The sequence below is a fragment of the Microbacterium tenebrionis genome (assembly GCF_020682665.1).
Lineage (GTDB): Bacteria > Actinomycetota > Actinomycetes > Actinomycetales > Microbacteriaceae > Microbacterium > Microbacterium tenebrionis.
In genome coordinates this window covers 96,723-123,150 of record NZ_JAGTTM010000004.1, presented here as the reverse complement: position 1 = coordinate 123,150, position 26,428 = coordinate 96,723, and the positions used below count along the sequence as shown (strand labels likewise).

Genomic DNA, 26,428 nt, shown 5'->3' with positions numbered 1-26,428 from the left:
AGCACCGAAGGTTCAACCGTCACCGCGGTGCGTGGTGCTTCTGCTGAGCTGCCAGCAGACCCTCCGCGACGAGGAGCTCGACGGCATCCGCGGCATCCGACACGAGGATCGGCAGCGTCTCGCGCTCCGTCTTGCCGAACGGCGAGAGCACCCAGTCGGCTGGGTCCTGCCGTCCTGGCGGGCGCCCGATGCCGACGCGCACCCGCGGGAAGTCCGCCGTCCCGATGGCACGCGCGACATCGCGAACGCCGTTGTGCCCTCCGTGCCCGCCACCGGTCTTGAGCTTGAGGGCGTCGAACGGGATGTCCAGTTCGTCATGCACGATCACGGTGCGCTCGGGAGGCACCGAGTAGAAGCGCGCGAGGGCCGCGACCGGGGTGCCCGAGACGTTCATGAACGAGTTGGGCTTGGCGAGCACGATCTTGTCCGCACCGGGGCGCAACCACGTCCCGACGACACGAGCGCCGCCCTTGTGCTCGCGGAAGCTCTCGCCGCGCCGGCCGGCGAGCTCGTCGACCACCATCTGCCCGACGTTGTGCCGGGTCGCCTCGTACCGCGGACCGGGATTGCCCAGCCCCACGATCAGCCAGGTGTCGGCCATGCGTCTCTCATCTCTTGTCTTCTCGGTCGCCAGAATACGACGAAGGGGACGCGATCAGCTCGCGTCCCCTTCGTGGAAGCAGATGTCTTACTCTGCTGCGGCCTCTTCGGCGGGGGCCTCGGCCTCAGCGGCCTCGTCGCCCTCCTCGGCCTCCGGCTCCTCGGTCGGAACGTAGACCGCGACGACGAGCGTCTCGGGGTCGGCGAGGAGCGTGGCGCCCTTGGGCAGCTTCACGTCGGCGGCGGTGATCTGCGCGCCCTCTTCCAGACCCTCGACGGAGACCTCGACGTGCTCGGGGATGTGCGTGGCCTCGACCTCGACAGCGATCGAGGTGGCGTCGAGGTTGGCGACGGTGCCGGCGAACGGCTCACCGGTGACGATCACGGGGACGTCGACCTGGATCTTCTCGCCCTTCTTCACGACGAGGAGGTCGATGTGCTCGATGACCTGGTGCACCGGGTCCTTCTGGACGTCCTTGACCAGGGCGAGCTGGTCCTTGCCCTCGATGTCGAGCTCGAGCAGCGCGTTGGCGCGGCGGATGATGAGCGAGACCTGGTGGCCCGGGAGGGCGACGTGAACGGGCTCGGTGCCGTGGCCGTAGATGACGGCGGGGATCTTGCCGGCGGCGCGGAGGCGGCGGGCGAAGCCCTTGCCGAACTGCTCGCGGACCTCGGCGTGGACCTTGGTGTCCTCAGACATGGGTTCTCCTTCGGGGCACGCGGCGAACTGCTCGCCGCGTGGTGGTCTTGTGATCGGCTTCCCGGACGCAGACGCGCGAAAGAGCCACGAGGCTGGATTCGCCGCGTCGATTACGGATGCTGCGCACGCGAAGCATCCCTCGCCGAGGAACTCATCTATCCTACCCGAAGACCCGATAGGCTGAAACCCAGACCTCTGACGCTCTCAGAACCCACCACGAAGAAACAGGAGTCCGGCATGATCGACGGCGCATTCCTCTCCCACGCCATCGCATGGCTGATCGGCGCCATGACCGTGTGCGCGACCGTCTTCAGCATCGGTGCCCTCTTCTCGTTGGGCCGCTCGGGCTACCGCAAGGACTGAGCACCTCAGCGCCAGGCGTCACACAGTGCGCCCTGGTCGCTCGCACAGCGATACGCTGAAGTCCATCCCCCTGGCTTCACGATCGAGGAGTATCTGTGCCCGAAGCATCAGCGAATATCGGAGTCGTTGGACTCGCCGTCATGGGTTCGAATCTGGCGCGGAATCTCGCGTCGCGTGAGGGGAACACGGTCGCCGTGTTCAACCGGTCGCGGTCGAAGACGGATGAGCTGGTGGCAGCGCACCCGGAGGCGGGGTTCGTGCCCGCATTCGACTACGAGGAGTTCGCCGCGTCGCTGCAGAAGCCGCGAACCGCGATCATCATGGTCAAGGCCGGTGCCGGTACGGACGCGGTCATCGACGAGCTCGTGCGCGTGTTCGAGCCGGGCGACATCATCGTCGACGGCGGCAACGCGTACTTCCCCGACACGATCCGCCGCGAGAAGGCCGTCCGCGAGACCGGGATCAACTTCGTCGGCGCCGGGATCTCCGGCGGCGAGGAGGGCGCCCTGACCGGGCCGTCGATCATGCCCGGAGGGTCGGACGAGTCCTGGGTCACCCTCGGACCGATCCTGCGCTCCATCGCCGCGGTCGCGGAGGGTGAGCCGTGCGTCACGCACATCGGGCACGACGGTGCCGGGCACTTCGTGAAGATGGTCCACAACGGCATCGAGTACGCCGACATGCAGCTCATCGCCGAGGCGTACGACCTGATCCGCCGCGGCACCGGCAAGACCCCGGCCGAGATCGCCGACATCTTCGCCGACTGGAACACCGGCGAGCTCGAGTCCTACCTGATCGAGATCACCGCCGAGGTGCTCCGCCAGGTCGACGCCGAAACCGGGAAGCCTCTCGTCGACGTCATCGTCGACCAGGCCGGCGCCAAGGGCACCGGAGCCTGGACGGTTCAGACCGCGCTCACCCTCGGCGTCCCCGTCTCCGGGATCGCCGAGGCCACCTTCGCCCGGTCGCTGTCCTCGCACCCCGAGCAGCGCGCCGCCGCCACCACTCTCCCCGGCCCGGAGGGCGACTTCACCGTCCCCGCCGAGGACGTCGACGCGTTCATCGAAGACGTCCGCCTGGCCCTGTACGCGTCGAAGATCGTCGCCTACTCCCAGGGGTTCGACGAAATCCGCGCCGGAGCCGCCGAATACGGCTGGAACATCGACCTCGGCGCCGTGTCGAAGATCTGGCGCGGCGGATGCATCATCCGTGCCCAGTTCCTCAACCGCATCGCCGACGCGTACAACGAGGCCCCGGACCTGCCGGTCCTCATGACCGCCCCGTACTTCGCCGAAGCACTCACCCGTGGACAGGCCGCCTGGCGCCGCGTCGTCATCGCCGCCGCGACCTCGGGCATCCCCGCCCCCGCCTTCAGCTCCTCGCTGTCGTACTACGACGGCATCCGCGCCGACCGCCTCCCCGCAGCCCTCGTCCAGGGCCAGCGCGACTTCTTCGGCGCCCACACCTACAAGCGCATCGACAAGGACGGCACCTTCCACACGCAGTGGTCGGGCGACCGCACCGAGATCGAGGCGGAAGACACGCACTGACCGCGTGCGTCTGCGACGAGAGGCCGGCAACCGTCAGGTTGCCGGCCTCTCGCGCTTCATCCGCGCGTGATGTCGGTGACCACTCCCTTCGCGAGCCGCAATCGCCTGCTGGCCCGCGCGGCGACGGCAGAGTCGTGGGTGACGATGACGAGCGTCAATCCCTCGGCGCACAGCCGCTCGAGGAGCACGAGGATCTCGTCGCGCATGCTCTCGTCCAGGTTTCCAGTCGGTTCGTCGGCCAGCAGCACTCGCGGACGCTTGACGATCGCTCGCGCGATGGCGACGCGCTGCTGCTGGCCGCCGGAGAGTTCGGTCGGCAGGTGGTCACCACGATCCGCGAGGCCCACGTGCGCCAGGGCCTCGTCGACGCGCGTCTTCCGCTCTGCACCGCTCAGCCCCAGCGGTTCGAGCGCCATGTTCACGTTCTCGGCGGCCGTCAGCGTCGGGATGAGATTGAAGCCCTGGAACACGAATCCGATCTCCTCGGCCCTGATCCGGCCGAGCGCCGTCGGCGACGCGGACGAGAGCTCGGCGGCGCCGAGGCTGATCGACCCGGAGGTGGGCTTGTCGAGCGCTCCCAGCAGCTGCAGGAGCGTCGACTTGCCCCCTCCCGTTGGTCCCTGGATCGTGACGAACTCGCCGAAGCCGATCTCGAGGTCGACGCCGGTCAACGCTTTCACGACGCGCTGCTTCTGCGTGTAGGTGCGCGTGACACCCTCCAAGCGATACAGCGTCGCCGGTGCGTCGGGAGTCCGCTCTGCAGGCACGGTGTCTGTCATGGTCATCTCTTGCTCCTTGTCGTGGTTCACTGATCGGCGCCGGTCACGCGACCGAGCGCAGGGCCTCGGCGGGGCTCAGCCTGGCGGCGCGCCACCCGCCGAACATGCCGGCGACGAGTCCGCCGAGCACCGCGAGTCCGACGGCGGCGAAGAGCACCCAGGGGGTGAGGGGCGCGCTCAGGACGATGTCGGTCGCCTGCGCGGTCTCGAACATCCCGCCGCCTCCGCCGCCGGTCGGGCCCCCCATGCCGCCGCCGGGCCCGCCCATGCCCGAAGGCGTCTCAGCCGCGGCCGAGATCGTCGGCTGGATGACGTTGATCAGCAGGATTCCGACCAGACCCAGCACGAGTCCGGCGGCCCCGCCGATCAGCCCCTGGACCATCGATTCCCCTGCCACCTGGCGCACGACGCGGCCATTGGACCATCCGATGGCCTTCAGCGTTCCGAACTCCCGCGTGCGCCGCGTGACGCCCGAGATCGTGAACAGCACCGAGATCATGACGGCGACGGCGAGCACGATGATCGACAGCCAGGTGCCGAGGTTCGTGATCATCTCGTTGGCACTGGAGAGCGACCCGGAGACCGTGGAGGCGAGATCCGACTGCGAGCTCACCGTGGCGTCGGGGAGCTCGTCGGACAGAGCGGCCTGCACGGAGTCGATGGCCGATGCCGAATCGGCCTGCACGTAGACGGTCGAGAGGACGTCCTCGACGCCCGCAAGCTCCTGCGCGGTCTCCAGCGGCAGGTAGACATTCGCGGCCGTGTCGGCGGAGTCGGAGGTGGATGCCACGATGCCCACGACCTCGACGTCGGAGCCTGCGACGTCGATCGTGTCACCCACGGCGATCGCGGACGTGGCGGCGTACGACGAGTCCACGAGGGCGACGAGCTCGCCGCTGTCGGCGGCGTCGAATCCGCGGCCGTCGCTGACCTCCACCGAGGCCAGCGGGCCGATGGCATCCTCACCGGGGTCGATGCCGAGCACCGTGAAGGAATCGATGCCGAAGGCGCTGCCGCCCTCGCCGTCCGCCCCGCCGGTCGGCGGCGCCTCGCCGTCGCCGGGCGTTCCCTCGCCCGGCTGCCCGAACCCGCCGCTGGGCAGCTCGCCCGAGAACGTCGAGTTCGTGAGGCTCAGCGCCCCGGATGCCGCGGCGACGCCGTCCGTGCCGAGCACGGTCGCGAGCTGACGAGCGCGATCGCCACCGCCAGCCCGACCGCCACGATGATGGTCTGTCTCTTGCGGCCCGCCAGCTCGCGCCGCAGATACGTTGCGTACATGTCTCTCCTTCTGCCGCGTGCGTCGCGGAACGGATTCGACAGTAGGAACGCGATCGATGGGCGCGCGATCAACGGGTGATGAGAATCGTATGACCAGCGGTTCACAGGAATCGCATAGCGCGCTCTATGGATTCGCTCCGATCGGATGCGCACAATGGAGCCATGAGCACCGATCTGCCCGAACTGCACCGCCCTGACGGATCCCCGCTGCGCATCCTCGCCGTGGACGATGAGCAGATGCTCACCGACCTGCTCGCGATGGCGCTGCGGATGGAGGGCTGGGAGGTGCGCACCGCATCCTCGGGCCTCGAGGCCCTGCAGGTGGCGCGGGAGTTCGAACCGGACGCCCTCGTGCTCGACATCATGATGCCCGACCTCGACGGCATGAGCGTCCTGCGCCGTCTGCGCGAGTCCGGCAATCTCGTGCCCGTACTGTTCCTGACCGCGAAGGATGCCGTCGGCGACCGCATCGCCGGACTCACCGCCGGCGGCGACGACTACGTCACCAAGCCGTTCAGCCTCGAGGAGGTCATCGCGCGCCTGCGTGCGATCATCCGCCGGACCGGTTCGGCGACGTCCGACGACGGTCAGTCGATTCTGCGCGTGGGCGATCTCACCCTCAACGAGGACAGCCACGAGGTCGAGCGCGACGGCACCGAGATCGAGCTGACCGCGACCGAGTTCGAGCTGCTGCGCTACCTCATGCGCAACGAGCGCCGCGTGCTGTCGAAGGCGCAGATCCTGGACCGCGTGTGGAGCTACGACTTCGGCGGCAAGTCCTCGGTCGTCGAGCTGTACATCTCGTACCTCCGCAAGAAGATCGACGCGGGCCGCACCCCGCTGCTGCACACGGTCCGTGGCGTCGGATACATGATCAAGGCTCCGCAGTGATCGCACCGAGGCTGCATCGACCGCTGACCCTGCAGGCGCGGCTCATGACCGCCGTCATCGGGTTCGTGTCGATCATCCTCATCATCGTCGCCGTCATCACGAGCGCGACGCTCGGGACCGCCCTGGAGGGGCGCCTGCTCGATCAGGTGAAGGCGACGGCGTCGCAGACGAGCTTTCTGGTCGCCCAGCGGACGCAGGCCGCGGCCGTCGACGGGCAGCCGATCACGGCGGAGCGCGTGCTCTCCGGCCAGCATTTTCAGGGCCAGGGCGTGCTCCTCGCCGTAGCATCGGCCGACGGGGCGACGGGGGTGGTCGTGACGTCCGACGAGACCATCGAGCTCAGCCGCTCCCAGCTGCTGGCGATCAACGAAGCCGTGCAGAGCTCTCCGGACGCTTCCGTGAACCTGGAGGGGGTCGGGTCCTTCCTCGTCACCGTCACCTCGCGCAACGGGGTGGGGATCGTCACAGGCCTCCCCCGCACCGAGATCCAGAGCACCATGGCGCAGCTGCTCACCGTGATCACGCTCGCCACTCTGGGCGGACTCATCCTGCTCGCCCTCACGACGGCGGTCACGATCCGCTACAGCCTCCGGCCGCTGCGCGCCGTGGCACGCACGGCGACGCGTGTCGCGAATCAGCCCCTCGACCGCGGCGAGGTCGAGATCACCGAGCGCGTTCCGGCGGCCGAGGCCGATCCGCGCACGGAGACCGGCATCGTGGGCGCCTCGCTGAACAAGCTGCTCGACCACGTGAACGACTCCCTCGCAGCGCGTCAGCGGAACGAGGCGCTCATGCGCAAGTTCGTCGCCGACGCCAGTCACGAGCTGCGCACGCCCCTGGCATCCATCCGCGGATACTCGGAGCTCTCCCTGCGGGCCCTCTCCCAGGGAGCGGACGCATCCGGTACGGAGACCGCGCTCGAGCGCATCCAGGCGCAGTCGCTGCGCATGACGCGCCTGGTCGAGGACCTCCTGCTCCTGGCCCGCCTCGACGAGGGGCAGGAGCTCGTGCACGGCACCGTCGACCTGACGCAGCTCGCACTCGAGGGCCTGTCGGACGCCCGCCCCACCGGCCCCGAGCACATCTGGAACATCGATGTACCCGCCGAGCCGGTCGTGATGCTCGGCGACGCGGGCCGCCTGCACCAGGTCGTGGCGAACCTGCTCGCCAACGCGAGGACCCACACACCGGCGGGGACGGAGATCACGTTGAGCGTCGCCCGCGAGGGCGACGAGGCCGTGATGCGCGTGCATGACGACGGGCCGGGTATCGAGCCGGCCGTCCGCGATCAGCTGTTCGCGCGCTTCGCTCGCGGAGACAGCTCGCGAGCGCGTCAGACCGGCGGCACGGGCCTGGGCCTGGCGATCGCGAAGGCGATCGTCGAAGGCCACCACGGCACGATCGACGTCACATCGGAGCCGGGGAGCACGACGTTCACGGTCCGCTTCCCGCTGACGCCCCGCCGGACAGCGTGACCTCTCGTCCGACATCCGCACGCATGCAGAGTCATCGGACGGATGCACGAGAATCGTCCGGTGATTGGCCCTGCATCCGTTCAACGAACCTGCATCCGTCCCGGGATCACGTCCGGACGAGCGCCGCGACGACGGCCGCCTCGACGCTCTGCCAATCGTGGACGATCTGAGCGTAGTCGAACCGGAGCGTTTCATAACCGAGAGCGGATGCTGCGGCGTCCCGAACCAGGTCCTTGTGCCGATGGGCGCCGCCGTCGTGGTTCTCCTTGCCGTCGACCTCGAGGATGAGCCGATCGCCGATCACGAAATCCACCCTGCCGACGGTCGGGATGTCGACCTGACAAACGAGTCGGATGCCGAGGACATGCAGCCGGAGCCGGAGCAGCGATTCCAGACCGCTGTCAGCGTCATTCCGAGCGAGATCGACGAGCCAACGCGCCCGGGCGGGGAGCCTGCGCCGGATACGATCTTTCGCCGCCGCTCTGATGCGCCCCGTGCGGAGAGCGGACTCGAGAGCCGCGAAGAACGCCTCATCGCCATGGCAGTGGAAGACATGCACGAGAACGATCTCCAACGGCGCCAGCCCGAGTCGCATGGTTCCGCCGAAGAAGTGACCGACGCACGTGCATTCTCGGGGGTGATGGACGCGCCCGGTGCCACCGAGCCACACATGCGGCACCAGATCGTCCTGGAGCGTCCAGATGCCGTGCAACCGCAGCCCTCCACCGCAGGTCAGGGCTCCGCCGTGCTCGGCAGCGGCGACCAGGCGGCGGTCGGTCGACACGTTCGCGAATACACCAGGGCGCACGCGCAGGATCGTGCCGTCCTTCACCGCCTCCGATAGCACCCGTCGCGAAAGCCCGAATTCCTGCAGGCGCACGCCGCGGGCGATACCGCCTTCATGACTGATGAGCAGAGCTGGCTGGAGCATCCGACGATCTTTGCCCACGAACGACCACCGCCAGGTTCGAGATGACGCTTCTGGGGATGGGGCCGCAACCCGGATCGACTGTGCAGAACGAGTCGTCCCGTACACATGCAGGGCCGCCGACCGGATGCAGGGGCATCCGTCGGCGCATCGCCCTCCCGCCGTTCATTCTCCCTGCATCCGTGCGGTGCAGGGAAGAGGGATCAGTACCCGGCGAACGCGTCCGTCGTGACCGAGCGCGCCTTCTGCAGTGCCGGCGCCAGGTCGGCGATCAGGCGCGGCGGACCCGAGATGAACGTGTGCCGTGACGAGATGTCCGGCACGACGCGCTCAAGCCCCTCGGCATCCAGCCGAACGCCCTGCGCCCACGTCCAGTGCGCGGGGAGACCCTCCGGCCGGTCGCGCGTGAAGACGACGACCGGCACTCCTGTGGCCTCGAGCTCGGAACGGAACGCGAGCTCGGATGCCTCGGATGCGACGTACACGAGCACGATGTCGCGGTTGTGCCCCGCGGCCTGCAGCTCGCGCAGCTGCGACACGAACGGTGTGACGCCGATGCCGGCCGCGACCATGAGGACGGGTGCCTCGCCCTTCGGGAGCAGGAAGTCGCCCCAGGTTCCGGTGACGGCGAGCACCGTGCCCGGTTCGGCCGCGGCGAGCGCGCGCTTGTAGGACGACGGATGCTTCTGATCGCCGTTCTTGTACGCGATCCGGAGCGTCGGCAGATCAGCCGGCGCGGAAACGATGCTGAACTCGCGACGGGTGCCCCGCGCATCGGGGCGGTGGTGCGGGACGTCGAGTTCGAGGTACTGCCCCGGCTGGAACCGCAGCCTGCCCTGGGCTCGGAAGGTGAGCTCCTGCGCGGTCGGGGTGATGAACTCGCGCTTCTCGCGCGTGAGCCGCACCGATCCGCGCAGTGCGAAGGTGAGCGCGAGCAGGTTGCCGATCAGCAGCGCCCGCTCCTGGCCGAGCGTGAAGAGGTCCCCGACGGGGATCGGCCAGCCGGCGAGCACGCCGACGACGCCGGCGACCCAGAACTGCTGCCAGCGTCGCGGCGGGCTCGTGAGCGGCTCCGAGACCATGAACACGCCGAGGAACAGGAACGGCGACTGCAGCACGGCCAACGACAGCGCCGTCGGCAGGTCGAACGCGATGCCGAACTGCTGTGCCTGCACGGCCTGTCGCACGACCGCGGCGCCCACGGCGAGGAGGAGGAACACGAGAACGACCCGCACCTTCTCGGTGCGCCAGAGGACGGCGAGGCCGAACAGCGCGACCGGGATCGCCATGGCCGGCGTCCCCACCCACCACGATGCCGACGTGCCGAGCCATGCGAAGGCGCCGAATGCACCGGCGATCGAGACGACGGCCGCGCCGAACGCAGCGGGGTTGAAGATGTGCCGGCCGCGCCAGGCGATGAGGTACTTCGACACGCTCGCGATGGCACCGGCGAGCGCGAGTCCGACGAGGGCTGTCGCATCGGCACCGGGGCGCATGACGAAGAGAAGGATGAGCGCGGTGACAAGCGATGACTCGAGGCGCCACGGCAGATGCAGCAGACGCTGCGCTGCGGCATCCACGAGTGAGATCACGATCGCCAGCACGACGAACGAGAGCGCGAGCTCAAGCGGCGACGGGCCCACGAGGCCGAAGAACGACAGGACGAACGCGATGGCGGCGAGGATCGCGAGCGATGAAAGCGTCAGCCGGTACATCGAGACGGCGCCGAGGACGGCCAGCACCCGCTGGCGGAGGGATGTGAATGAGGTCACGGTTCAACTCTTCCGCATGAACAGCTCGACGGGGGCGTTCTGCGAGTGTTCGGCCGCACCCGAGGTGCTCATCCGCACCCACTCGACGCCCCAGCGCTCGGCGAGCTGCGGTCCGCCGTCGAAGAACAGCGCGGTGGCGACGGCATCCGCGTGCATGGCGTCCTCGGCGATGGCCCACGTCGCCGCCCAGGCCCGCACCGGCGCGCCGGTGCGGGCGTCGAGCACGTGGTGCAGGCCGTCTCCCCAGACTCGCCGGTTCGTCGCCGAAGCGCACAGCGCCTGATCGCGGATCGTCGCGATCCCGATAGCCTTGGCCTGGTCGAACGGATGCTCCAGCCCGATGCGCGCTTCGCCGCGCACGATGAGGTCACCGGATGCGTCGACGACGAGGTCGCCGTCGACGTCGTCGAGCTCGGCCGCCACGAGATCGACGAGACGGCCCTTGCCGAGTGCGCCGACGTCGATGATCGCGCCGGATGCCAGGGACAGCTGCTCGCCGTCCCAGTCGAGGACGTTCTGCCAGTCGGCGGGCGCGGGCTCGGGATCGCGTGCAGAGAGCGAGTGCGCAGCGTCGTAGCCGAGAGCGCTCAGGCTCCGGCCGACGAGAGGGTTGACCGCGCCGGCTGTCGCATCCGACAGCTCGCGGTACGCATCGAACATGGCGACGGCGTCCGACGGGGTGTCCGCCTGGCCCCCGGCGACCGACAAGCCGGTGACGAGCGAGTCGGCCCGGAACCGCGACCACGTGGCATCGAACCCGGCGACGATCGCGTCGATGCGGGAGCGCTGCGCGCCGGTCAGAGCCTCGGCGGTCTCGATCTCCCACCTCGTGCCGATGGCGTCGAATCGCCAGGTCGCCATCGTCAGCTCGCGGCCTGGTCCTTGATGTCCTCGAGGGCCGCGTTGAACCCGCCGCTGGTGAGCGAGGATCCTGCGACGCGGGTGACGTTCAGCTCGTCGATCGCGACACCGACCACCTCATCGGCGATGCCCGCGATGAACTGCCCCTGATACTGCTCGGTCTCGCGGGCCTGGGGGTCGCCGGTGACCTCGACGTCGGTCACGACGCCGTCTGCGAGGGTGAGCGTCACGGAGATCTGCTCGACCGTCTCGGGGGTCTGATACGAGCCCTCGGCGGTGTAGGTGCCATCGGCGTAGTCTCCGGATGGCGCCCCGCCGCCGCTCCCGGAATTCCCTGTGGAATCGGTCGAGGCATCCCCGGTATCGGCCGCGCCGGAGCATCCGGCGAGCACGAGCATGCCGGCCATGCCGACGACGGCGGCGCCCTTCCGAACGGTGGGTGAGACGGCCTGGCTGATCATGGGATCGAGCGTAGGGCCGGCCGCTATGGGCGGGCTGTGTCTGCGCTGTCGAGACGCGATGAGAGGCGCGTCTTAGGCGTCGCCGCCGAACATGCTCGTCACCGAGCCGTCCTCGAAGACCTCGTGGATGGCGCGCGCCAGCAGCGGCGCGATCGGCAGGATCGTGAGCGTGTCCCACCGGCGGGATTCGGTCAGCGGGATGGTGTCGGTGACGACGACCTCGTCGATCGAGGAGTCCTGGAGGCGTTCGCTGGCCGGGTCGCTGAAGATCGCGTGCGTGGCGGCGACGATCACGCGGCGGGCGCCGTTGGCCTTCAGCGCCTGGGCGGCCTTCACGATCGTGCCGCCGGTGTCGATCATGTCGTCGACGAGCAGGCAGGTGCGCCCTTCGACCGTTCCGACGATCTCGTGGACGGAGACCTGGTTGGCGACCTTCGGGTCGCGACGCTTGTGGATGATCGCGAGCGGCGCGTTCAGGCTGTCCGACCAGGTGTCGGCCACGCGGACGCGACCCATGTCGGGCGAGACGATCGTGAGGGTCTCGCGGTCTTCTGCCGTGAGATTCGCCTTGAAGTGCTCGAGCAGCACCGGCTTGGCGAACAGGTGGTCGACGGGACCGTCGAAGAAGCCCTGGATCTGGGCGGCGTGCAGGTCGACGCTCATGACGCGGTCGGCCCCGGCGGTCTTCAGCATGTCGGCGACCAGCCGGGCGCTGATGGGCTCGCGGCCGCGGCCCTTCTTGTCCTGCCGGGAGTACGGGTAGTAGGGGGCGACGACGGTGATGCGCTTGGCGGAGGCGCGCTTGGCCGCGTCGATCATGATGAGCGTCTCCATGAGCCACTCGTTGACCGGCTCACCGAAGGTCTGCACCAGGAACAGATCGCATCCGCGGATCGAGACCTCGAAGCGCGAGTAGATCTCGCCAGACGCGAAGGTGCGGTGCTCGGTCGGGGCGATCTCGGTGCCGAGCGCCGCGGCGACCGCCGCGGTCAGTTCGGGATGCGAGCGTCCGCCGGCGACGACGAGCCGCTTCTTCGTCTTGGCGACGAGTCCCGGCGCGACGCCGTTGTCCCGATCCAGTTCAACGGTCTTCTTCTTGCGCGCCATGACCTGCCTTACTCTGCAGCTTCGCTGTTTGCGGCCTTGCCGGCCCGGGACGCCGCCTCAGCGGCGCCGGTGCCGGCACGATTCTTCTCGACCCACCCCTCGATGTTGCGCTGAGGGGCGACGCTCAGGGCCAGGGCTCCAGCGGGAACGTCCTTGCGGACGACCGCTCCTGCTCCGGTCTTCGCACCGTCTCCAATCCTAACGGGAGCGACGAACACGTTGTGCGAGCCGGTGTGCACCTCGTCGCCGATCTCGGTGCGGTGCTTGACGATGTCGTCGTAGTTCGCCGTGATCGCGCCGGCGCCGAGGTTCACGCGCTCCCCGATCGTCGTGTCGCCGATGTAGGAGAGGTGCGGGACCTTGCTCCCGTCGCCGATCTGCGAGTTCTTCGTCTCGACGAAGGTGCCGATCTTGCCCCCTGCCCCGAGAGTCGTGCCCGGTCGGATGTAGGCGAACGGTCCGACGGTGGCGCCTGCACCGATCACGGCGAGGGTCGCGTCGGAGCGGCGGATGACGGCGCCTTCGCCGACCTCGCAGTCCAGCAGTGAGGTGTCGGGGCCGATGACGGCGCCGGACTCGACGACGGTGGCACCGGCGATGTAGGTGTTCGGCATGAGCGTGACGTCGGGCGCGAGCTTGGCGTCGTCGTCGATCCAGGTCGTCGCGGGGTCGACGACCGTGACGCCCTCGCGCTGCCAGTGGCGGACGATGCGGTCGTTGAGGACTCTGCCGGCCTCGGCGAGCTGGACGCGGTCGTTGACGCCGAAGGTCGCGGCCGTGTCCGACGCGACTTCGGCCGCGACGGTCTCCTGCGCTTCGCGCAGCAGTCCGATCACGTCGGTGAGGTACAGCTCGCCCTGTGCGTTGTTCTGGTCGATCTTCGTCAGGTGCGTGCGCAGGGATGCCGCGCGGAACACGTACACGCCGGAGTTGATCTCGGTGACCGCCGCTTCATCGGCCGTGGCGTCCTTCTGCTCGACGATGCGAGACACCGTGCCGCTGTCGTCGCGGATGACGCGACCGTACCCGGTCGGGTCGTCGAGGAGCGCGCTGAGCACAGTGGCGGATGCCGCCGCCGAACGATGCGCGTCGACGAGCGCCGAAAGCGTGTCGGCCTCGAGCAGCGGCACATCGCCCGAGAGCACGAGGACGTCGCCGCCGAAGTCAGCCGGGAGCGCGTCGACGGCGACCTGGACGGCTCGGCCGGTGCCGGGGATCTCGTCCTGATCGACGATGACCGCCTCGGGGTACTGCTTCGAGAGCACCTCGACGACGCGATCGCGCTCGTGACGCACGACCACTTCGATGTGGTCGGCTCCGAGGCGGGATGCCGTCGTGAGCACGTGGCCGACGAGCGGTCGTCCGGCGATCGGATGCAGCACCTTGGGCAACGCGGACTTCATCCGGGTGCCCTGGCCTGCAGCGAGCACGATGATGGCGAGGTTGTTCTCCGTCATGCTCCGCCGCCAGGACTCGAACCTAGACCTAACAGCTCCAAAGGCTGTCGTGCTGCCATTACACCACGGCGGACCGCAGCCGCACGGGCTGCCTGACAAGTCTGCCACGGCCGGAGTGCAGCCCCTTGCAGGTTCCTGATTTCCACCCCTGCTCGTAGACTCCTGGCCCGAATCGGGCGACCAAGCGGGTGCTCAGCGCGTCGAGCAGGTTCAACGCATCCCATCCGTGGTCGCACAACGCGGCATACTCCCCGTGGGTGCTCCGGCAGGCCCTGGTCGTGCGTCGACAGGGCGGGAGGCGAGCGCTCGACGTCGGATGCGGAACCGGATCCCTGGCGAAGCGCCTGGAGAGCATGACGGCGCCCGCTCGAGAGCCGTCGGAGACTTCCGATCAGATCGCCTCGGTCGCCTCCGAGATCCTGCCAGGGGTCAGGATGCGCCGCGGGCTGTTCTGGCGGTACACGGCCGTGTGGGTCAAGAGCGGGTAGGAGCGGGACTCGAATCTTTCTTCTATCTGCTTGAGTTAGCCTCTTGCGTCTCTCGTGTTTTTGTTCGATAATGAGATATGACCTTCACCGCGGAGCATCGAACAGAGCGACCCGTCGCTGACGAGCGCCGCGCAGCTCTGCTGGATGAATGGGTGGATCTCGGCGAACAGATCGCCGCACTGGAGGCGCGCCGCGCCGAGGTGCTCGCCGAGAGGGCTGACCTGCTCGCCTATGAGGCCGGTCCGAAGATCGTGCACAGTTCGATGGCCGAGCGATCGATGGTCGCCGAGTTCGCCGCCGCGGGGCATGTCTCCCCCGGGACGATGAGCGTGCAGTTCGCGCACGCCGCAGCGCTCGTGAACGGCTTCCCCGCGACGCTTCACGCGTTGAAGGAGGGCCGGATCAGCAGGCGCCACGCCGAAGTGATCGTCGAGGCCGGGCCGCGCGACGATCGAGGCGATGCGGCCGACGGCGGAGCCACTGATCGAGCCGCCTATGAGCACGACGTGCTCCCCTACGCCTGCCGCACGACCGCGACGCGGACCAAGGCTCACGCCCGGGCGGCGACGGCGAAGCTGCAACCGGTCACGCAGCTCGAATCGCACCGCGAAGCTCGTGACGAGCGTGAGGTGCGGATTCAACCGACCGCGGACGGCATGGCTCAGCTGATCGCCGTCGTCCCCGAGATCCTCGCGCACGGCATTCACGACCGCCTCAGCGCCACGGCACGCGAGATCGACGATGACCGGACGATGGATCAGCGTCGCGCCGACCTGTTCTGCGATCTTCTGCTCACTGCGGCCCCCTCGACCGGGCTCGGCACCGATATGGATGCCTTCCGCCCCACGGTGCAGGTGACGATCGCCGCCTCCACGCTCCTCGGTCGCGACGAGCACATGGCCGAGATCGACGGCGTCGGCCCTGTTCACCCCGATATCGCCCGCGACCTCGCCGGCCGGGCACCGAGTTTCAGTCGCCTGTTCCTCGACCCGAGCGGAATGGTTACGAACGTCGACACCTATGTCCCGTCGAGCCGGATGAAGAAATACCTGCGAGCACGGGACCAGCACTGCCGGTTCCCCGGATGCCGCGCCAAGACATCGCGATGTCAGATCGACCACAACTGCGACCGAGCATTCGGCGGAGCGACCGCACTGTGCAACCTCGCCTGCTTCTGCAACAGTCACCATCCGCTCAAGCATCCCGATGTGGACGCGCGACATCGATGGACGGTCACGCAGCAGGACGAGGGCACGCTCGTCTGGCGCAGCCCGCTCGGCCGCGAGTACATCGACGACCCCGCGCCCCGCGTGATGTTCGTCTGAGCTTGTCGTTCCCTGAGCCTGTCGTTCCCTGAGTCTGTCGATCCCTGAGCCGGGCCCACGCGGCCGGAGGCTCCGGACAGCGCGCAGCGATGTCTGGAGTGGGCGTGGGGATCGAAGGGTCGACGCCCTGCATCGGATAATGGACGGATGAGCGAGGCAGACGAGGTCGACCGGATCGTCGGCGCATGGAACACCCAGCGTCCCGACCTGGACTTCTCGCCCCTCGAGGTGCTCTCCCGCATGGATCGGCTCTCGCGCCATCTCGACCGGGCCAGACGCGAGGTGTTCCGCCGCAGCGACATCGAGGCATGGGAGTGGGACGTGCTCTCCGCGCTCCGTCGCGCCGGCGCACCGTTCCAGCTCTCCCCCAAGCAGCTGCTGCAGCAGACACTGGTCTCCAGCGGCACCATGACCAACCGCATCGACCGACTGGTCGGGCGGCGCTTCGTCCGGCGCGAAGCCGACCCCGGTGACCGGCGCAGCGTGCTCGTGACGCTCACCGACGACGGGCGCATCCGCGTGGATGCCGCCATCACCCGCCTCGTCGACGTCGAAGCCGATCTGCTGAAGTCCCTCTCTCGCGCGGACCGCGAGCGGATGGCCGCGCTGCTGCGCAAGCTCAGTCTGGCCTTCGACCTGTGAAGGCGGCACCCTGATGGCGATGCGATCGCCTCTGCCGGTACGCGACGGCGTCGGCGCGACCCGCCTGCACGTACCGATGAGCGGCCCCTGGCCGACCGTCAGCGCCTACATGGCCGAGCGCTTCTTCCACCTCGACCCCGAGCGGCTCCTGAGCCGATTCGACCACGGCGAGATCGTCGCCTACGACGGGTCGGCCCTCACCCGCGACACCCCGCTCGGTGCCGAGGAGTTCATCTGGTACTACCGCGAGCCGCCGATCGAAGTCGAAATCCCGTTCGACCTCGAGATCGTCCACCACGACGACGACCTCCTCGTCGTCGACAAGCCGCACTTCCTGCCGACCACTCCTGCGGGCAAGTATGTGCAGAACTCGGCGCTGGTGCGGCTGCGCCGCGATTTCGACAACCCCGACCTCACGCCGATCCATCGCCTGGACCGCGCCACCGCGGGCCTGCTGATGTTCTCGACCAGGCCGCAGACCCGCGGCGCCTACCAGATGCTGTTCCAGGACCGGGCGATCGAGAAGGTCTACGAGGCCGTGTCCGCCCGGCCGGCGGACTGGACAGGATCCTTCCCGCAGACGGTGCGACTGCATATCGAGAAGTTCCGCGGGCAGGTGTGCGTCGTCGTCGACTCCGAGCGCGAACCGAACTCCGAGACCCTGATCGAACTCATCGGCCAGTCAGACGACGTGATCCACACCCTGCTGCGCCCGCACACCGGCAAGATGCATCAGCTGCGGGTGCACCTGGCGAGCATCGGCATCGGCATCCTGCACGACAATCTCTATCCCGTGCTGACCGACGAGCAGCCCGACGACCACGACAGGCCGCTGCAGCTGCTCGCGCGCGAACTCCGATTCGTCGACCCGCTGTCGGGCCGGCCGCGCGAGTTCGTGACGCGACGCACGCTGCAGTACGCCCCGCGCTGAGGGCATCCCGCAGAGGGCGGCGCGAGGAGCGTCAGCGACGCATGACCCGTCGCGCCAGCCACGTGCCGAGCATCTGCACCAGGTGCACGAACACGACGATCAGCACGATCGCAGCCCACATGACCACAGGCTCGAACTGGCGGAACCCGTAGATCAGGGCGAAGGCGCCCAGGCCGCCACCGCCGATGGCGCCGGCCATCGCCGTCATGTCGATCACGGCCACGACGATGAACGTATAGCCGAGGATGAGCGGGCCCAGGGCCTCCGGGATCACCACGGTGAGGAGGATCCGCCACGGCCCCGCGCCCATCGATCGGGCGGCCTCGACCACGCCGGGTGGAACCGAGACCAGGTGCTGCTCAACGATGCGTCCGATCGCGAACGACGCCGCAACGCCGATCGCGAAGGCGCCGGCCGTCACACCGATCCCCGTGCCGACGACGAGCCGCGTGAACGGCTGCAGCACGGCAAGGAAGATCACGAACGGGATCGGCCGGAAGAAGTTGATGATGAGGTTGACGATCCCGTAGACCACACGGTTGGGCATCACTCCGCCCGAGCGCGTGGCATAGGTGGCGACACCGATCACGAGGCCGAGGACGCCGCCCAGCACGAGCGCGAACGACGTCATGTACAGCGTCTCGACGGCGGCGGCCCAGAAGTCGCCCTGGAGTTCGATGAGACGATCCATCAGCGCACCTCCCCTTCGAGTCCGGCGTCGCCGGCGAGTTCCGTCACCGTGACGTGGGCGCCGATCTTCTCGAGGGCTGCGTCGATCGCGGCATCCGCGCCTCGCACGGCGAGGGTCAGGTGCCCGAACGCGCGGCCTCGGATGTCGTTGATGCCCCCGTAGATGAGCTCGAACTCGAGCCCGGCGGCGGCGAGGTCGAGGAAGACCTGCGCCTGCGACGAGTCGCCGTCACGGAATGAGAACGTGACGATGCGGCCGCGGTGCCGCTCCTGGAGCACGGCGCGCTCGGCCGGTGAGGGGATGCCCTTGATCACCGTCCCGACGAAGCGCTGCGATGCCGGATGCTGCGGGTCCGAGAACACCTCGAACACATCGCCCTGCTCGATCACACGTCCGGAGTCCATGACGGCGACCTTGGTCGCGATGGTCTGGATCACGTCCATCTCATGCGTGATGATCACGATCGTGACGCCCTGCTCCTCGTTCACCCGCTTGAGCAGCGCGAGCACCTCGTGCGTGGTCTGCGGGTCCAGCGCGCTGGTCGCCTCATCAGCGAGCAGGATCGCCGGTCTCGTGGCGAGAGCGCGGGCGATGCCGACGCGCTGCTTCTGACCACCGGACAGCTGCTCAGGGAATGCCTTCGCCTTGTCGCTGAGGCCGACGAAGGCCAGCAGTTCTGTGACGCGCGCGTCGATGTCGGGCTTCGACCAGCCGGCGAGCTTCAGCGGATACGCGATGTTCGCCCGAACCGATTTCGCGGCGAACAGGTTGAACTGCTGGAAGATCATGCCGATGCCGCCGCGCACGGCCCGGAGGTCCCGCTCGCTGAGCGCGGTGATGTCGGTGCCGTCGACCGTGATCGTGCCGCCGGTGGCGGGCTCCAGCGCGTTGATGAGCCGGACGAGCGTGGACTTGCCGGCGCCCGAGTAGCCGATGATGCCGAAGACGTCGCCCTTCTCGACCTGGAGCGACACGTCGTCGACGGCGATCGTCGGCTGCGCGTCACGACTGGCCGGCGGATACGTCTTGGAGACGTTCTCAAGTGTCACGATCGGCATGGGTTCTCCGGTTGCTCTCGGGGTGAGGACGGCGAATCGGGCGGCGCCGTGGCGCCGCCCGATTCTTTCACGTCGTGCTGATCAGCCGTTGGCCGCGACGTCCTTCTGAACGGTCGCCAGCGACTCGACGAGGTCGGCGACGGGCGTCTGCAGAGCGACGGCCGTGTTGCCCGAGGACTCCTGCAGCCCCTCCTGGACGGCTTCGTTCGTCTGGAAGATCTCGACGAGCTTCTGGTAGGTCTCGTTGTCAGCATCCTCGGCGCGCGCGGCGAAGATGTTCACGTACGGCAGGGCGTTCGGGTCGGACGGGTCGTCCTGCGCGATCGCGTCCTCGAACGAGAGCCCCGCCTGGGTGACGAAGTCGTTGTTGATGATGGCTGCGGCGACATCGGGCAGCGACGTCGGGATGAGCGCCGCCTCGAGGGCCTTGACCTTCACCTTCGACGCGGACTCGTCGACGTCGGCGAGGTCGGAGAAGATGGTGCCACCGCTCTTGAGTTCGATGAGGCCGGCCGACTGCAGCACGAGCAGCGCGCGCGCCTGGTTGGACGCGTCGTCCGGGACGGCGACGGTCTCGCCCTCCGGGATGCTGTCGACGTCGTCGTACTTCGTCGAATAGAGGCCGAGCGGGTAGATCGCGGTGGAGCCGATGGGGGTGAGATCCTCACCGGATGCCTCGTTGTACTGCGCGAGATACACGATGTGCTGGAACTGGTTGAGGTCGATCTCACCCTCGGTCAGGGCGGGGTTGGGCTGCTCGTAGGAGCCGAAGTCCACGAGCTCGACGGTGATGCCCTCTTCGGCTGCGGCATCCACGAAGGCGGGCCACTGCTCGTCGGACTTGCCGACGACACCGATCGTGACGACGTCGTCCTCACCTCCGGCGTTTCCGGCGCCGGTGGCGCAGCCGGCGAGGCCGATCACAAGAGGGAGCGCGGCGAGAGCGGCGACAGCGGAGACGACACGACGAGACATGGACAGAACCTTCCTGGTGGGATGCATCCACAGTAAGCAGGTGATCCGGCCGGGGCCGAATCGCGTGTCACACAGCGTCACTGTGTCACGGGACGATCACAGCATCAGTCGAGCTGCTCGCTGAGCTCCAGCCAGCGCAGTTCGTTCTCCTCGACCTCGGCCTCCAGCGCCGAGATGTCCTTCATCTTCCCGGCCAGGCCCTCGTAGTCGGACTGGTCGTGATCGACGAGAGCGAGCTTGGCCTTGTCGATCTGCTCGGTGAGCTTCTGGATCTTCCGCTCGAGAGCGGACACCTCCTTCTGCGCGGCGCGCAGTTCGGCCCCGGAGAGCGTGGATGCCGGGCTTCCCGCACCCTGAGCCTGTCGAAGCGTCGCCGCGTCACCCGATTCGGATGCCGCCCGCAGCCGCAGATATTCGTCCACACCGCCGGGAAGGTGCCGGAGATGCCCGCCCATCACCGCGTACTGCTGGTCGGTGACGCGTTCGAGGAAGTACCGGTCGTGGCTGACGACGAGTAGCGTGCCCGGCCAGGAGTCGAGGAGATCCTCGATCGCGGCGAGCATGTCGGTGTCCATGTCGTTGGTCGGCTCGTCGAGGATCAACACGTTCGGCTGGTCGAGCAGAACGAGCAGAAGCTGCAGGCGACGCTGCTGACCACCGGAGAGGTCCTTGACCTGCGTCGACAGCTGAGCGGACGAGAACCCGAGGCGCTCGAGCAGCTGCCCAGGCGTCAGCGACTGCGCCTTGGAGCCGTTGCCGAAGGTGTACTCGGTTCTCAGTCCGTTGATCACAGTGCGCACCGGATCGTTCCAGTGCTGCTCGAGTTCGTCGATACGCTGCGTCAGCGTGCGCACCTGGACGGTCTTTCCGCGCTTCACACGGCCGCTGGTGGGCTCGATGGTGCCGGCGACCAGGCCCAGCAGAGTGGACTTGCCCGCACCGTTCACGCCCAGGATGCCGGTGCGCTCCCCTGGCGCGATCCGCCACTCCACGTCCTTGAGGATGTCGCGGTCGCCGTAGCGCACGCCGGCATCGAGCAGGTCGACGACGTCCTTGCCGAGCCGGGACGTCGCCAGCGATTGGAGCGAGACCTTGTCGCGGATCTCGGGCACGTCGGCGATGAGCTCGTTGGCCGCGTCGATCCGGAACTTCGGCTTGCTCGTGCGCGCGGGTGCGCCGCGGCGCAACCACGCGAGCTCCTTGCGGGCGAGATTCTGCCGCTTCGCCTCGGTGGCGGCGGCCATCCGGTCGCGCTCGACGCGCTGCAGGATGTACGCGGCGTATCCGCCCTCGAACGGCTCGACGATCCGGTCGTGCACCTCCCAGGTCTCGGTGCACACCTCGTCGAGGAACCAGCGGTCGTGAGTGACCACGAGGAAGGCGCCGGAGTTCGCAGCCCAGCGCTTCTTGAGGTGCCCGGCCAGCCACGTGATCGCCTCGACGTCGAGGTGGTTGGTGGGCTCGTCGAGCGCGATGATGTCCCACTCCTTAACGAGGAGCGCTGCCAGGGCCACCCGCCGGCGCTGACCACCGCTGAGACCGGCGACCGGAGCGTCCCACGACAGATCCGCGAGCAGGCCCTGGATCACGTCGCGCACCCGGGGGTCGCCCGCCCACTCGTACTGGGGGATGTCGCCGACGACGGACTGCGCGATCGTGAGCGCGTCATCGAGAGTGTCGGCCTGGTCGAGCACACCGACCGTCGTCCCGGCGCGGACGGTCACGCGCCCGGCATCGGGCTGCTTGCGCCCGGCGAGCATCGCGAGCAGCGAGCTCTTGCCGTCACCGTTGCGGCCGACGATGCCGATCCGGTCGCCCTCTTCGATCCCCAGGGTGATGGAGTCGAAGACGACCTTGGTCGGGTATTCCAGATGCAGGCCTTCGGCCCCGAGAAGATGTGCCATGTCCCTACAAGAGTACGCAAGAGGGCCGCCCGAACGTGTTCGGACGGCCCTTCGCGGAACTGCTTACTTGTAGGACTCGACGATCTCGAGGAGGCTCGGCACGTTGGCGTAGGCCTCGGCCGCGTTCTCCTTCGTGACGATGAGCGGCTCGAGCAGGTACGAGGGAACGACCTTCGCGCCGTTGTCGTACTGCTCGGTGTCGTTGACGTCGACCTCTTCGCCGGCCTGCAGCTGACCGATCATCTTGATCGTCTGCTCGACGAGGAGCGTGGTGTCCTTGTTGATCGTGGAGTACTGGATGCCCTCCATGATCGACTTGACCGACTCGACCTCGGAGTCCTGACCGGTCACGACCGGGACGGGCTTTCCGGCCTGCTGCACCGAGGTGATGATGGCGCGGGCGAGGGTGTCGTTCGGGGACAGCACGCCGTCGAGCACGGTGTCGCCGCTGTACGAGCCGGTGAGCAGGGTGTCCATGCGGTTCTGAGCGTTCTCGGCCAGCCAGCCCTCGGTCGCGGTCTGCGCGATCGCGGTCTGACCCGAGACGACCTTCAGCGTGCCGTCGTCGATCTTCGGCTGCAGCACCTCCATCGCACCGTTGAAGAACACGGCGGAGTTCGCGTCGTCGGGCGAGCCCGAGAACAGCTCGATGTTGTACGGAGCGTCGTGGCCGGCGCGCTCGGCGAGGCCGTCGAGGAGAGCCTGGCCCTGCAGCTGGCCGACCTTGAAGTTGTCGAACGCGACGTAGTAGTCGAGCGCCTCGGTGTTCTCGATCAGGCGGTCGTAGGCGATGACGTAGGCGCCGGCGTCCTTGGCCGCCTGCACCTGTGTGGCCAGCTGCTTGCCGTCCTTCGCGCCGATGACGATGACCTTGGCGCCGTTGGTGACCATGGCCTGGATCTGGTTCTGCTGCTCGGCGACGGTGTTGGATGCCGGGGCGTACTGCACGTCGGCCTTGAAGCCGGCCTCGGCCAGGCCGTCCTCGAAGAGCTTGCCGGCGAGGACCCAGTTCTCACTGGTCTTGTCCGGAAGCGCGATGCCGATCGTCGAACCGGCCTCGAACCCCGTGGTCTCCTCCGACCCGGTGTCACCTCCGGTGTCGCCGCCGCGCTGCCCGGAGCAGCCGGTGAGGGCGAGTGCTGATGCGGCGACGAGCGCTGTCGCTGCGAGTGCGATCTTCTTCATGCGATCTCTTTCTCTGATTGTTGGTGCGGTTACTTGGACTGAGGGAAGTCGGTGAGGTTGGGAGCGTCCGGCTTGTTGCGCTTGCGCGTGATGAAGCCGATGAGCGAGGGGCGACCCTGCTGCTTGTTCCAGACGTCGATGCCGACGGCGACCAGCAGCACGAGGCCCTTGATCATCGAGACGACGTCGGCGCCCTGGCCGAGGAGGGCCAGGCCGTTGTTGAGGAACGCCATGACGAGGCCACCGATGATCGATCCGATCACGGTGCCGATGCCGCCGGCGACGGCCGCGCCGCCGATGAAGACCGAGGCGATGGCATCCAGCTCCCAGCCGGTGCCGTCGTTCGGGCCGGAGGCCTGCGACCGGGCGACGAAGATCATGCCGGCGAGGGCGGCGAGCATCGACATGTTCATCATGACGAAGAAGTCGATCCAGCGGTCCTTGACGCCCGAGAGGCGCGCGGCCTGCCTGTTGCCGCCGACGGCGTAGATGTGACGGCCGAAGACGGTGCTGTTGGTGACGAACGAGTAGAGGATGACCAGCGCGAGCAGGATGAGGCCCGGAACCGGGAAGCTCGTGCCGGGGCGACCGGTGGCGAACATCCAGCCGGCGGCGAGGATCACGATGGAGATGAGCACGACCTTCGTGGTGCTCACCCACAGCGGTGCCATCTCCGAGCCCATCTTGCGCTGGATGCGCCGCGTGCGGATCTCCCAGAAGATGACCCAGCCCACGGCCAGCAGCGCCAGCACCATGGTGAGCACGTTGAAGTTCAGCGGGATGGCGAGCTCGGGCAGGTATCCGGTGCCGATGATCTGGAACCCCTTCGGAACGGGGATCGTCTGCGCGTCGCCGATGAACTGCTGCGCGCCGCGGAAGAACAGCATGCCGGCCAGGGTCACGATGAACGCCGGCACCCCGACATAGGCGACCCAGAACCCCTGCCAGGCGCCCACCAGAGCGCCCACGAGCAGGCCGAAGAGGATCGCAAGCGGCCAGGGAAGGTCCCAGTCGGCCATGGCCTTCGCGACGATGATGCCCACAAAGGCCGCCACGGAGCCGACCGACAGGTCGATGTGACCCATGATGATGACCATCACCATGCCGATCGCGAGGATCAGGATGAACGAGTACTGGTTGATGACGTTGATGAGGTTGCCCGGCGTCAGCGTCGCACCGTTCGGGCCGTTGCGCACAAGGGTGAGGATCTCGAACAGCACGATGATGACGATCAGGCTGCCGAGGATGCCGAACTGACGCAGCGACGACGTTCCTCCCCCGCCGAACATCTTCCGGATGTCTGCGAAGTGGAAACCGCGCCTCTCGGTCGGTGTCGTGCTGGTGCTCATGCGCTCGCCTTCTGATTCGTGGAGGTCATGCTGCGCATGAGCGCCTCCGGGGTTGCCTGGTCTGCCGGGATGCAGTCGGTGACGCGTCCCTCGAAGATGGTGTAGATGCGGTCGGAGATGCCCATCAGCTCGGGCAGCTCGCTGGAGATGACGATCACGCCCTTGCCGGATGCGGCGAGCTCGTTGATGATCGTGTAGATCTCGTACTTGGCGCCGACGTCGATGCCTCGCGTGGGCTCATCGAGGATGAGCAGGTCGGGGTCGGTGAACATCCACTTGGCGAGGACGACCTTCTGCTGGTTGCCGCCGGAGAGGGTGCCGACGCCCTGGTCCACCGTCGGCGTCTTGATGCGCAGCGCCTTGCGGTAGCGCTCGGCGACCGTGAACTCCTCGCGCTTGTCGACGACGCCACGGCGGGCGATCTTGGAGAGCTTGGCCGAGACGATGGAGCGCTTGATGGTGTCCAGCAGGTTCAGGCCCAGGCTCTTGCGGTCCTCGCTGACGTAGGCGAGGCCGTGACGGATCGCCGAGGCGACGTCGCGGATCTCGACCTCCTCGCCGTCTTTGAACAGCTGGCCGCCGAGGAACGTGCCGTACGAGCGGCCGAAGATGCTGCGGGCGAACTCCGTGCGGCCGGCGCCCATGAGGCCGGCGATGCCGACGACTTCGCCGCGGCGGACGTTGATGGAGGAGCCCTTCACGACCATGCGCTCGCTGACGGTCGGGTGCTGCACCCACCAGTCCTTGACCTCGAAGAACACTTCGCCGATGTCGGGGGTGCGATCCGGGTAGCGACTCTCGAGGGAGCGGCCGACCATGCCGTGGATGATGCGGTCCTCGTTGATCTCGCCCTTGGTGATGTCGAGGGTCTCGACGGTGCGACCGTCGCGGATGATCGTGATCTCGTCGGCGATCTGCTCGATCTCGTTGAGCTTGTGGCTGATCATGATCGACGCGATGCCCTTGGCCTTCAGTCCCAGGATCAGGTCGAGCAGGTGCTGGGAGTCGTTCTCGTTCAGCGCCGCGGTCGGCTCGTCGAGGATGAGGAGGCGGGCGTCCTTGTTCAGCGCCTTGGCGATCTCGACGAGCTGCTGCTTGCCGACGCCGAGATGCTTGATCGCGATGTCGGGGTCCTCGGAGAGGCCGACACGGGCGAGCAGCTCGGTGGCGCGAGTCTTGGAGGCGCGCCAGTCGATGACGCCGCCGTGGCGGATCTCGTTGCCGAGGAAGATGTTCTCGGTGATCGACAGCTCCGGGATCAGCGCGAGCTCCTGGTGGATGATCGCGATGCCGGCCTGTTCGCTGGATGCGATGTCCTTGAAGCGCTGCTCCTGGCCGTAGAGCAGGATGTCGCCCTCGTACGTTCCGTAGGGGTACACGCCCGAGAGGACCTTCATCAGGGTGGACTTGCCTGCGCCGTTCTCACCGCAGATGGCGTGGATCTCTCCAGCGCGTACGGCGATCGACACATCGGAGAGCGCCTTCACGCCGGGGAACTCCTTGGTGATGCTGCGCATCTCCAGGATCGGCCCTGACACGGTCGGCAACGTCGCTGTGCTGCTCACGGATCTTCCTCGATACTTGACGGTCACCTTCGATGTGACCGTTCACATGAGACACAAGTTTGCGCTCACCCGCCCCCGGTGTCAAGTGGGGGC

General features: G+C 67.9%; 26 protein-coding genes and 1 tRNA gene. 8 read left to right on the top strand and 19 right to left on the bottom strand.

Going from position 1 to position 26,428, the window contains the following annotated elements:
* Window positions 1-19: 19 nt before the first annotated feature.
* Both pth and KEC56_RS11495 read right to left on the bottom strand, forming a co-directional pair.
* Entirely contained in the window at window positions 20-601 is a 582-nt protein-coding gene (gene pth / locus KEC56_RS11500) for an aminoacyl-tRNA hydrolase (protein ID WP_227531059.1), read from the bottom strand.
* 87 nt (window positions 602-688) lie between these two features.
* Entirely contained in the window at window positions 689-1,300 is a 612-nt protein-coding gene (locus tag KEC56_RS11495; protein ID WP_227531058.1) for a 50S ribosomal protein L25/general stress protein Ctc, read from the bottom strand.
* Window positions 1,301-1,537: 237 nt separating this feature from the next.
* Between KEC56_RS11495 and KEC56_RS13965 the strand changes: the two genes are divergently transcribed.
* Entirely contained in the window at window positions 1,538-1,663 is a 126-nt protein-coding gene (locus KEC56_RS13965) for a hypothetical protein (protein WP_264675287.1), read from the top strand.
* 95 nt (window positions 1,664-1,758) lie between these two features.
* Entirely contained in the window at window positions 1,759-3,213 is a 1,455-nt protein-coding gene (gene gnd, locus KEC56_RS11490; RefSeq protein WP_227531057.1) for an NADP-dependent phosphogluconate dehydrogenase, read from the top strand.
* A gap of 56 nt (window positions 3,214-3,269) precedes the next feature.
* Here the strand turns inward: gnd and KEC56_RS11485 are convergent, their stop codons facing one another.
* From KEC56_RS11485 to KEC56_RS14130, 3 genes are read right to left on the bottom strand one after another with little or no spacing between them, the layout of a single operon-like run.
* Entirely contained in the window at window positions 3,270-3,998 is a 729-nt protein-coding gene (locus tag KEC56_RS11485; protein WP_175985523.1) for an ABC transporter ATP-binding protein, read from the bottom strand.
* Window positions 3,999-4,035: 37 nt separating this feature from the next.
* Window positions 4,036-5,166 (bottom strand): ABC transporter permease, encoded by a 1,131-nt coding sequence (locus tag KEC56_RS11480; protein ID WP_372456278.1) that lies wholly within the window; start codon window positions 5,164-5,166, stop codon window positions 4,036-4,038.
* Window positions 5,124-5,270, bottom strand: a complete 147-nt coding sequence (locus tag KEC56_RS14130) for a hypothetical protein (RefSeq protein ID WP_372456277.1) — start codon at window positions 5,268-5,270, stop codon at window positions 5,124-5,126. Before KEC56_RS14130 ends, KEC56_RS11480 begins: the two co-directional genes overlap by 43 nt.
* Before the next feature lie 162 nt (window positions 5,271-5,432).
* On the opposite strand from KEC56_RS14130, the gene KEC56_RS11475 reads away from it, so the two are divergent.
* A complete protein-coding gene (locus KEC56_RS11475) occupies window positions 5,433-6,161 on the top strand; it encodes a response regulator transcription factor (protein ID WP_175985522.1) in 729 nt (242 codons plus the stop codon).
* A 44-nt stretch (window positions 6,162-6,205) separates the two neighbouring features.
* Entirely contained in the window at window positions 6,206-7,636 is a 1,431-nt protein-coding gene (locus KEC56_RS11470) for a sensor histidine kinase (RefSeq protein ID WP_227531056.1), read from the top strand.
* Between the two features lie 106 nt (window positions 7,637-7,742).
* Here the strand turns inward: KEC56_RS11470 and KEC56_RS11465 are convergent, their stop codons facing one another.
* The 7 genes from KEC56_RS11465 to KEC56_RS11435 all read right to left on the bottom strand — a co-directional run bounded on the left by KEC56_RS11465 (window position 7,743) and on the right by KEC56_RS11435 (window position 14,295).
* On the bottom strand, window positions 7,743-8,567 hold the full coding sequence (locus KEC56_RS11465; RefSeq protein WP_227531055.1) for a DUF559 domain-containing protein: 825 nt from the start codon (window positions 8,565-8,567) through the stop codon (window positions 7,743-7,745).
* 200 nt (window positions 8,568-8,767) lie between these two features.
* Window positions 8,768-10,279, bottom strand: a complete 1,512-nt coding sequence (locus KEC56_RS11460) for a flavodoxin reductase (protein ID WP_227531100.1) — start codon at window positions 10,277-10,279, stop codon at window positions 8,768-8,770.
* 60 nt (window positions 10,280-10,339) lie between these two features.
* A complete protein-coding gene (locus KEC56_RS11455; RefSeq protein WP_227531054.1) occupies window positions 10,340-11,197 on the bottom strand; it encodes an FAD:protein FMN transferase in 858 nt (285 codons plus the stop codon).
* A 2-nt stretch (window positions 11,198-11,199) separates the two neighbouring features.
* Window positions 11,200-11,658 carry an FMN-binding protein gene (locus tag KEC56_RS11450; RefSeq protein WP_227531053.1) on the bottom strand — a complete coding sequence of 153 codons (459 nt, stop codon included), beginning with the start codon at window positions 11,656-11,658 and terminating at the stop codon, window positions 11,200-11,202.
* A gap of 72 nt (window positions 11,659-11,730) precedes the next feature.
* Window positions 11,731-12,765, bottom strand: a complete 1,035-nt coding sequence (locus KEC56_RS11445) for a ribose-phosphate diphosphokinase (protein WP_227531052.1) — start codon at window positions 12,763-12,765, stop codon at window positions 11,731-11,733.
* An 8-nt stretch (window positions 12,766-12,773) separates the two neighbouring features.
* Complete coding sequence (gene glmU, locus KEC56_RS11440) at window positions 12,774-14,222, bottom strand: bifunctional UDP-N-acetylglucosamine diphosphorylase/glucosamine-1-phosphate N-acetyltransferase GlmU (RefSeq protein ID WP_227531051.1); 1,449 nt, start codon at window positions 14,220-14,222, stop codon at window positions 12,774-12,776.
* A 1-nt stretch (window position 14,223) separates the two neighbouring features.
* Window positions 14,224-14,295: transfer RNA gene (locus KEC56_RS11435), tRNA-Gln, on the bottom strand.
* A gap of 184 nt (window positions 14,296-14,479) precedes the next feature.
* Here KEC56_RS11435 and KEC56_RS11430 point away from each other — a divergent pair.
* The 4 genes from KEC56_RS11430 (at window position 14,480) to KEC56_RS11415 (ending at window position 17,608) form a co-directional block, all read left to right on the top strand.
* On the top strand, window positions 14,480-14,710 hold the full coding sequence (locus KEC56_RS11430) for a hypothetical protein (RefSeq protein WP_227531050.1): 231 nt from the start codon (window positions 14,480-14,482) through the stop codon (window positions 14,708-14,710).
* Window positions 14,711-14,787: 77 nt separating this feature from the next.
* Window positions 14,788-16,035 carry an HNH endonuclease signature motif containing protein gene (locus KEC56_RS11425; RefSeq protein WP_227531049.1) on the top strand — a complete coding sequence of 416 codons (1,248 nt, stop codon included), beginning with the start codon at window positions 14,788-14,790 and terminating at the stop codon, window positions 16,033-16,035.
* Between the two features lie 147 nt (window positions 16,036-16,182).
* Window positions 16,183-16,677, top strand: a complete 495-nt coding sequence (locus KEC56_RS11420) for a MarR family winged helix-turn-helix transcriptional regulator (RefSeq protein ID WP_227531048.1) — start codon at window positions 16,183-16,185, stop codon at window positions 16,675-16,677.
* Window positions 16,678-16,696: 19 nt separating this feature from the next.
* The gene (locus tag KEC56_RS11415) at window positions 16,697-17,608 is read left to right on the top strand and encodes a pseudouridine synthase (protein ID WP_227531047.1); all 912 of its coding nucleotides are present in this window, start codon (window positions 16,697-16,699) and stop codon (window positions 17,606-17,608) included.
* 31 nt (window positions 17,609-17,639) lie between these two features.
* Here KEC56_RS11415 and KEC56_RS11410 read toward each other — a convergent pair whose 3' ends face one another.
* The 7 genes from KEC56_RS11410 to mmsA all read right to left on the bottom strand — a co-directional run bounded on the left by KEC56_RS11410 (window position 17,640) and on the right by mmsA (window position 26,287).
* Window positions 17,640-18,299, bottom strand: coding sequence for a methionine ABC transporter permease (locus tag KEC56_RS11410; RefSeq protein WP_175985512.1), 660 nt, complete (start codon window positions 18,297-18,299; stop codon window positions 17,640-17,642).
* On the bottom strand, window positions 18,299-19,357 hold the full coding sequence (locus KEC56_RS11405) for a methionine ABC transporter ATP-binding protein (protein ID WP_175985511.1): 1,059 nt from the start codon (window positions 19,355-19,357) through the stop codon (window positions 18,299-18,301). The genes KEC56_RS11410 and KEC56_RS11405 overlap by 1 nt, the downstream gene beginning before the upstream one ends.
* An 81-nt stretch (window positions 19,358-19,438) precedes the next feature.
* Window positions 19,439-20,332 (bottom strand): MetQ/NlpA family ABC transporter substrate-binding protein, encoded by an 894-nt coding sequence (locus tag KEC56_RS11400; RefSeq protein ID WP_227531046.1) that lies wholly within the window; start codon window positions 20,330-20,332, stop codon window positions 19,439-19,441.
* Window positions 20,333-20,436: 104 nt separating this feature from the next.
* A complete protein-coding gene (locus KEC56_RS11395; protein WP_227531045.1) occupies window positions 20,437-22,236 on the bottom strand; it encodes an ABC-F family ATP-binding cassette domain-containing protein in 1,800 nt (599 codons plus the stop codon).
* A 63-nt stretch (window positions 22,237-22,299) separates the two neighbouring features.
* Window positions 22,300-23,421: a substrate-binding domain-containing protein gene (locus tag KEC56_RS11390; protein ID WP_227531044.1), complete on the bottom strand. Its 1,122-nt coding sequence runs from the start codon at window positions 23,419-23,421 to the stop codon at window positions 22,300-22,302.
* Window positions 23,422-23,450: 29 nt separating this feature from the next.
* The gene (mmsB, locus tag KEC56_RS11385) at window positions 23,451-24,770 is read right to left on the bottom strand and encodes a multiple monosaccharide ABC transporter permease (RefSeq protein WP_227531043.1); all 1,320 of its coding nucleotides are present in this window, start codon (window positions 24,768-24,770) and stop codon (window positions 23,451-23,453) included.
* On the bottom strand, window positions 24,767-26,287 hold the full coding sequence (gene mmsA / locus KEC56_RS11380) for a multiple monosaccharide ABC transporter ATP-binding protein (RefSeq protein ID WP_264675300.1): 1,521 nt from the start codon (window positions 26,285-26,287) through the stop codon (window positions 24,767-24,769). Before mmsA ends, mmsB begins: the two co-directional genes overlap by 4 nt.
* Between the last annotated feature and the right edge of the window lie 141 nt (window positions 26,288-26,428).

Bases quoted from the DNA above. Each gene is read 5' to 3' on its own strand.
- KEC56_RS11415 (WP_227531047.1), top strand. From the start codon at position 16,697: ATGCGATCGCCTCTGCCGGTACGCGACGGCGTCGGCGCGACCCGCCTG.
- mmsA (WP_264675300.1), bottom strand. From the start codon at position 26,287: ATGCGCAGCATCACCAAGGAGTTCCCCGGCGTGAAGGCGCTCTCCGAT.
- KEC56_RS11455 (WP_227531054.1), bottom strand. From the start codon at position 11,197: ATGGCGACCTGGCGATTCGACGCCATCGGCACGAGGTGGGAGATCGAG.
- KEC56_RS11405 (WP_175985511.1), bottom strand. From the start codon at position 19,357: ATGCCGATCGTGACACTTGAGAACGTCTCCAAGACGTATCCGCCGGCC.
- KEC56_RS11465 (WP_227531055.1), bottom strand. From the start codon at position 8,567: ATGCTCCAGCCAGCTCTGCTCATCAGTCATGAAGGCGGTATCGCCCGC.
- KEC56_RS11460 (WP_227531100.1), bottom strand. From the start codon at position 10,279: ATGTACCGGCTGACGCTTTCATCGCTCGCGATCCTCGCCGCCATCGCG.
- KEC56_RS13965 (WP_264675287.1), top strand. From the start codon at position 1,538: ATGATCGACGGCGCATTCCTCTCCCACGCCATCGCATGGCTGATCGGC.
- KEC56_RS11420 (WP_227531048.1), top strand. From the start codon at position 16,183: ATGAGCGAGGCAGACGAGGTCGACCGGATCGTCGGCGCATGGAACACC.
- KEC56_RS11395 (WP_227531045.1), bottom strand. From the start codon at position 22,236: ATGGCACATCTTCTCGGGGCCGAAGGCCTGCATCTGGAATACCCGACC.
- KEC56_RS11390 (WP_227531044.1), bottom strand. From the start codon at position 23,421: ATGAAGAAGATCGCACTCGCAGCGACAGCGCTCGTCGCCGCATCAGCA.
- KEC56_RS11445 (WP_227531052.1), bottom strand. From the start codon at position 12,765: ATGGCGCGCAAGAAGAAGACCGTTGAACTGGATCGGGACAACGGCGTC.
- KEC56_RS11485 (WP_175985523.1), bottom strand. From the start codon at position 3,998: ATGACCATGACAGACACCGTGCCTGCAGAGCGGACTCCCGACGCACCG.
- KEC56_RS11495 (WP_227531058.1), bottom strand. From the start codon at position 1,300: ATGTCTGAGGACACCAAGGTCCACGCCGAGGTCCGCGAGCAGTTCGGC.
- pth (WP_227531059.1), bottom strand. From the start codon at position 601: ATGGCCGACACCTGGCTGATCGTGGGGCTGGGCAATCCCGGTCCGCGG.
- mmsB (WP_227531043.1), bottom strand. From the start codon at position 24,770: ATGAGCACCAGCACGACACCGACCGAGAGGCGCGGTTTCCACTTCGCA.
- KEC56_RS11475 (WP_175985522.1), top strand. From the start codon at position 5,433: ATGAGCACCGATCTGCCCGAACTGCACCGCCCTGACGGATCCCCGCTG.
- KEC56_RS11450 (WP_227531053.1), bottom strand. From the start codon at position 11,658: ATGATCAGCCAGGCCGTCTCACCCACCGTTCGGAAGGGCGCCGCCGTC.
- KEC56_RS11410 (WP_175985512.1), bottom strand. From the start codon at position 18,299: ATGGATCGTCTCATCGAACTCCAGGGCGACTTCTGGGCCGCCGCCGTC.
- KEC56_RS11470 (WP_227531056.1), top strand. From the start codon at position 6,206: ATGACCGCCGTCATCGGGTTCGTGTCGATCATCCTCATCATCGTCGCC.
- KEC56_RS11400 (WP_227531046.1), bottom strand. From the start codon at position 20,332: ATGTCTCGTCGTGTCGTCTCCGCTGTCGCCGCTCTCGCCGCGCTCCCT.
- glmU (WP_227531051.1), bottom strand. From the start codon at position 14,222: ATGACGGAGAACAACCTCGCCATCATCGTGCTCGCTGCAGGCCAGGGC.
- KEC56_RS11425 (WP_227531049.1), top strand. From the start codon at position 14,788: ATGACCTTCACCGCGGAGCATCGAACAGAGCGACCCGTCGCTGACGAG.
- KEC56_RS14130 (WP_372456277.1), bottom strand. From the start codon at position 5,270: ATGTACGCAACGTATCTGCGGCGCGAGCTGGCGGGCCGCAAGAGACAG.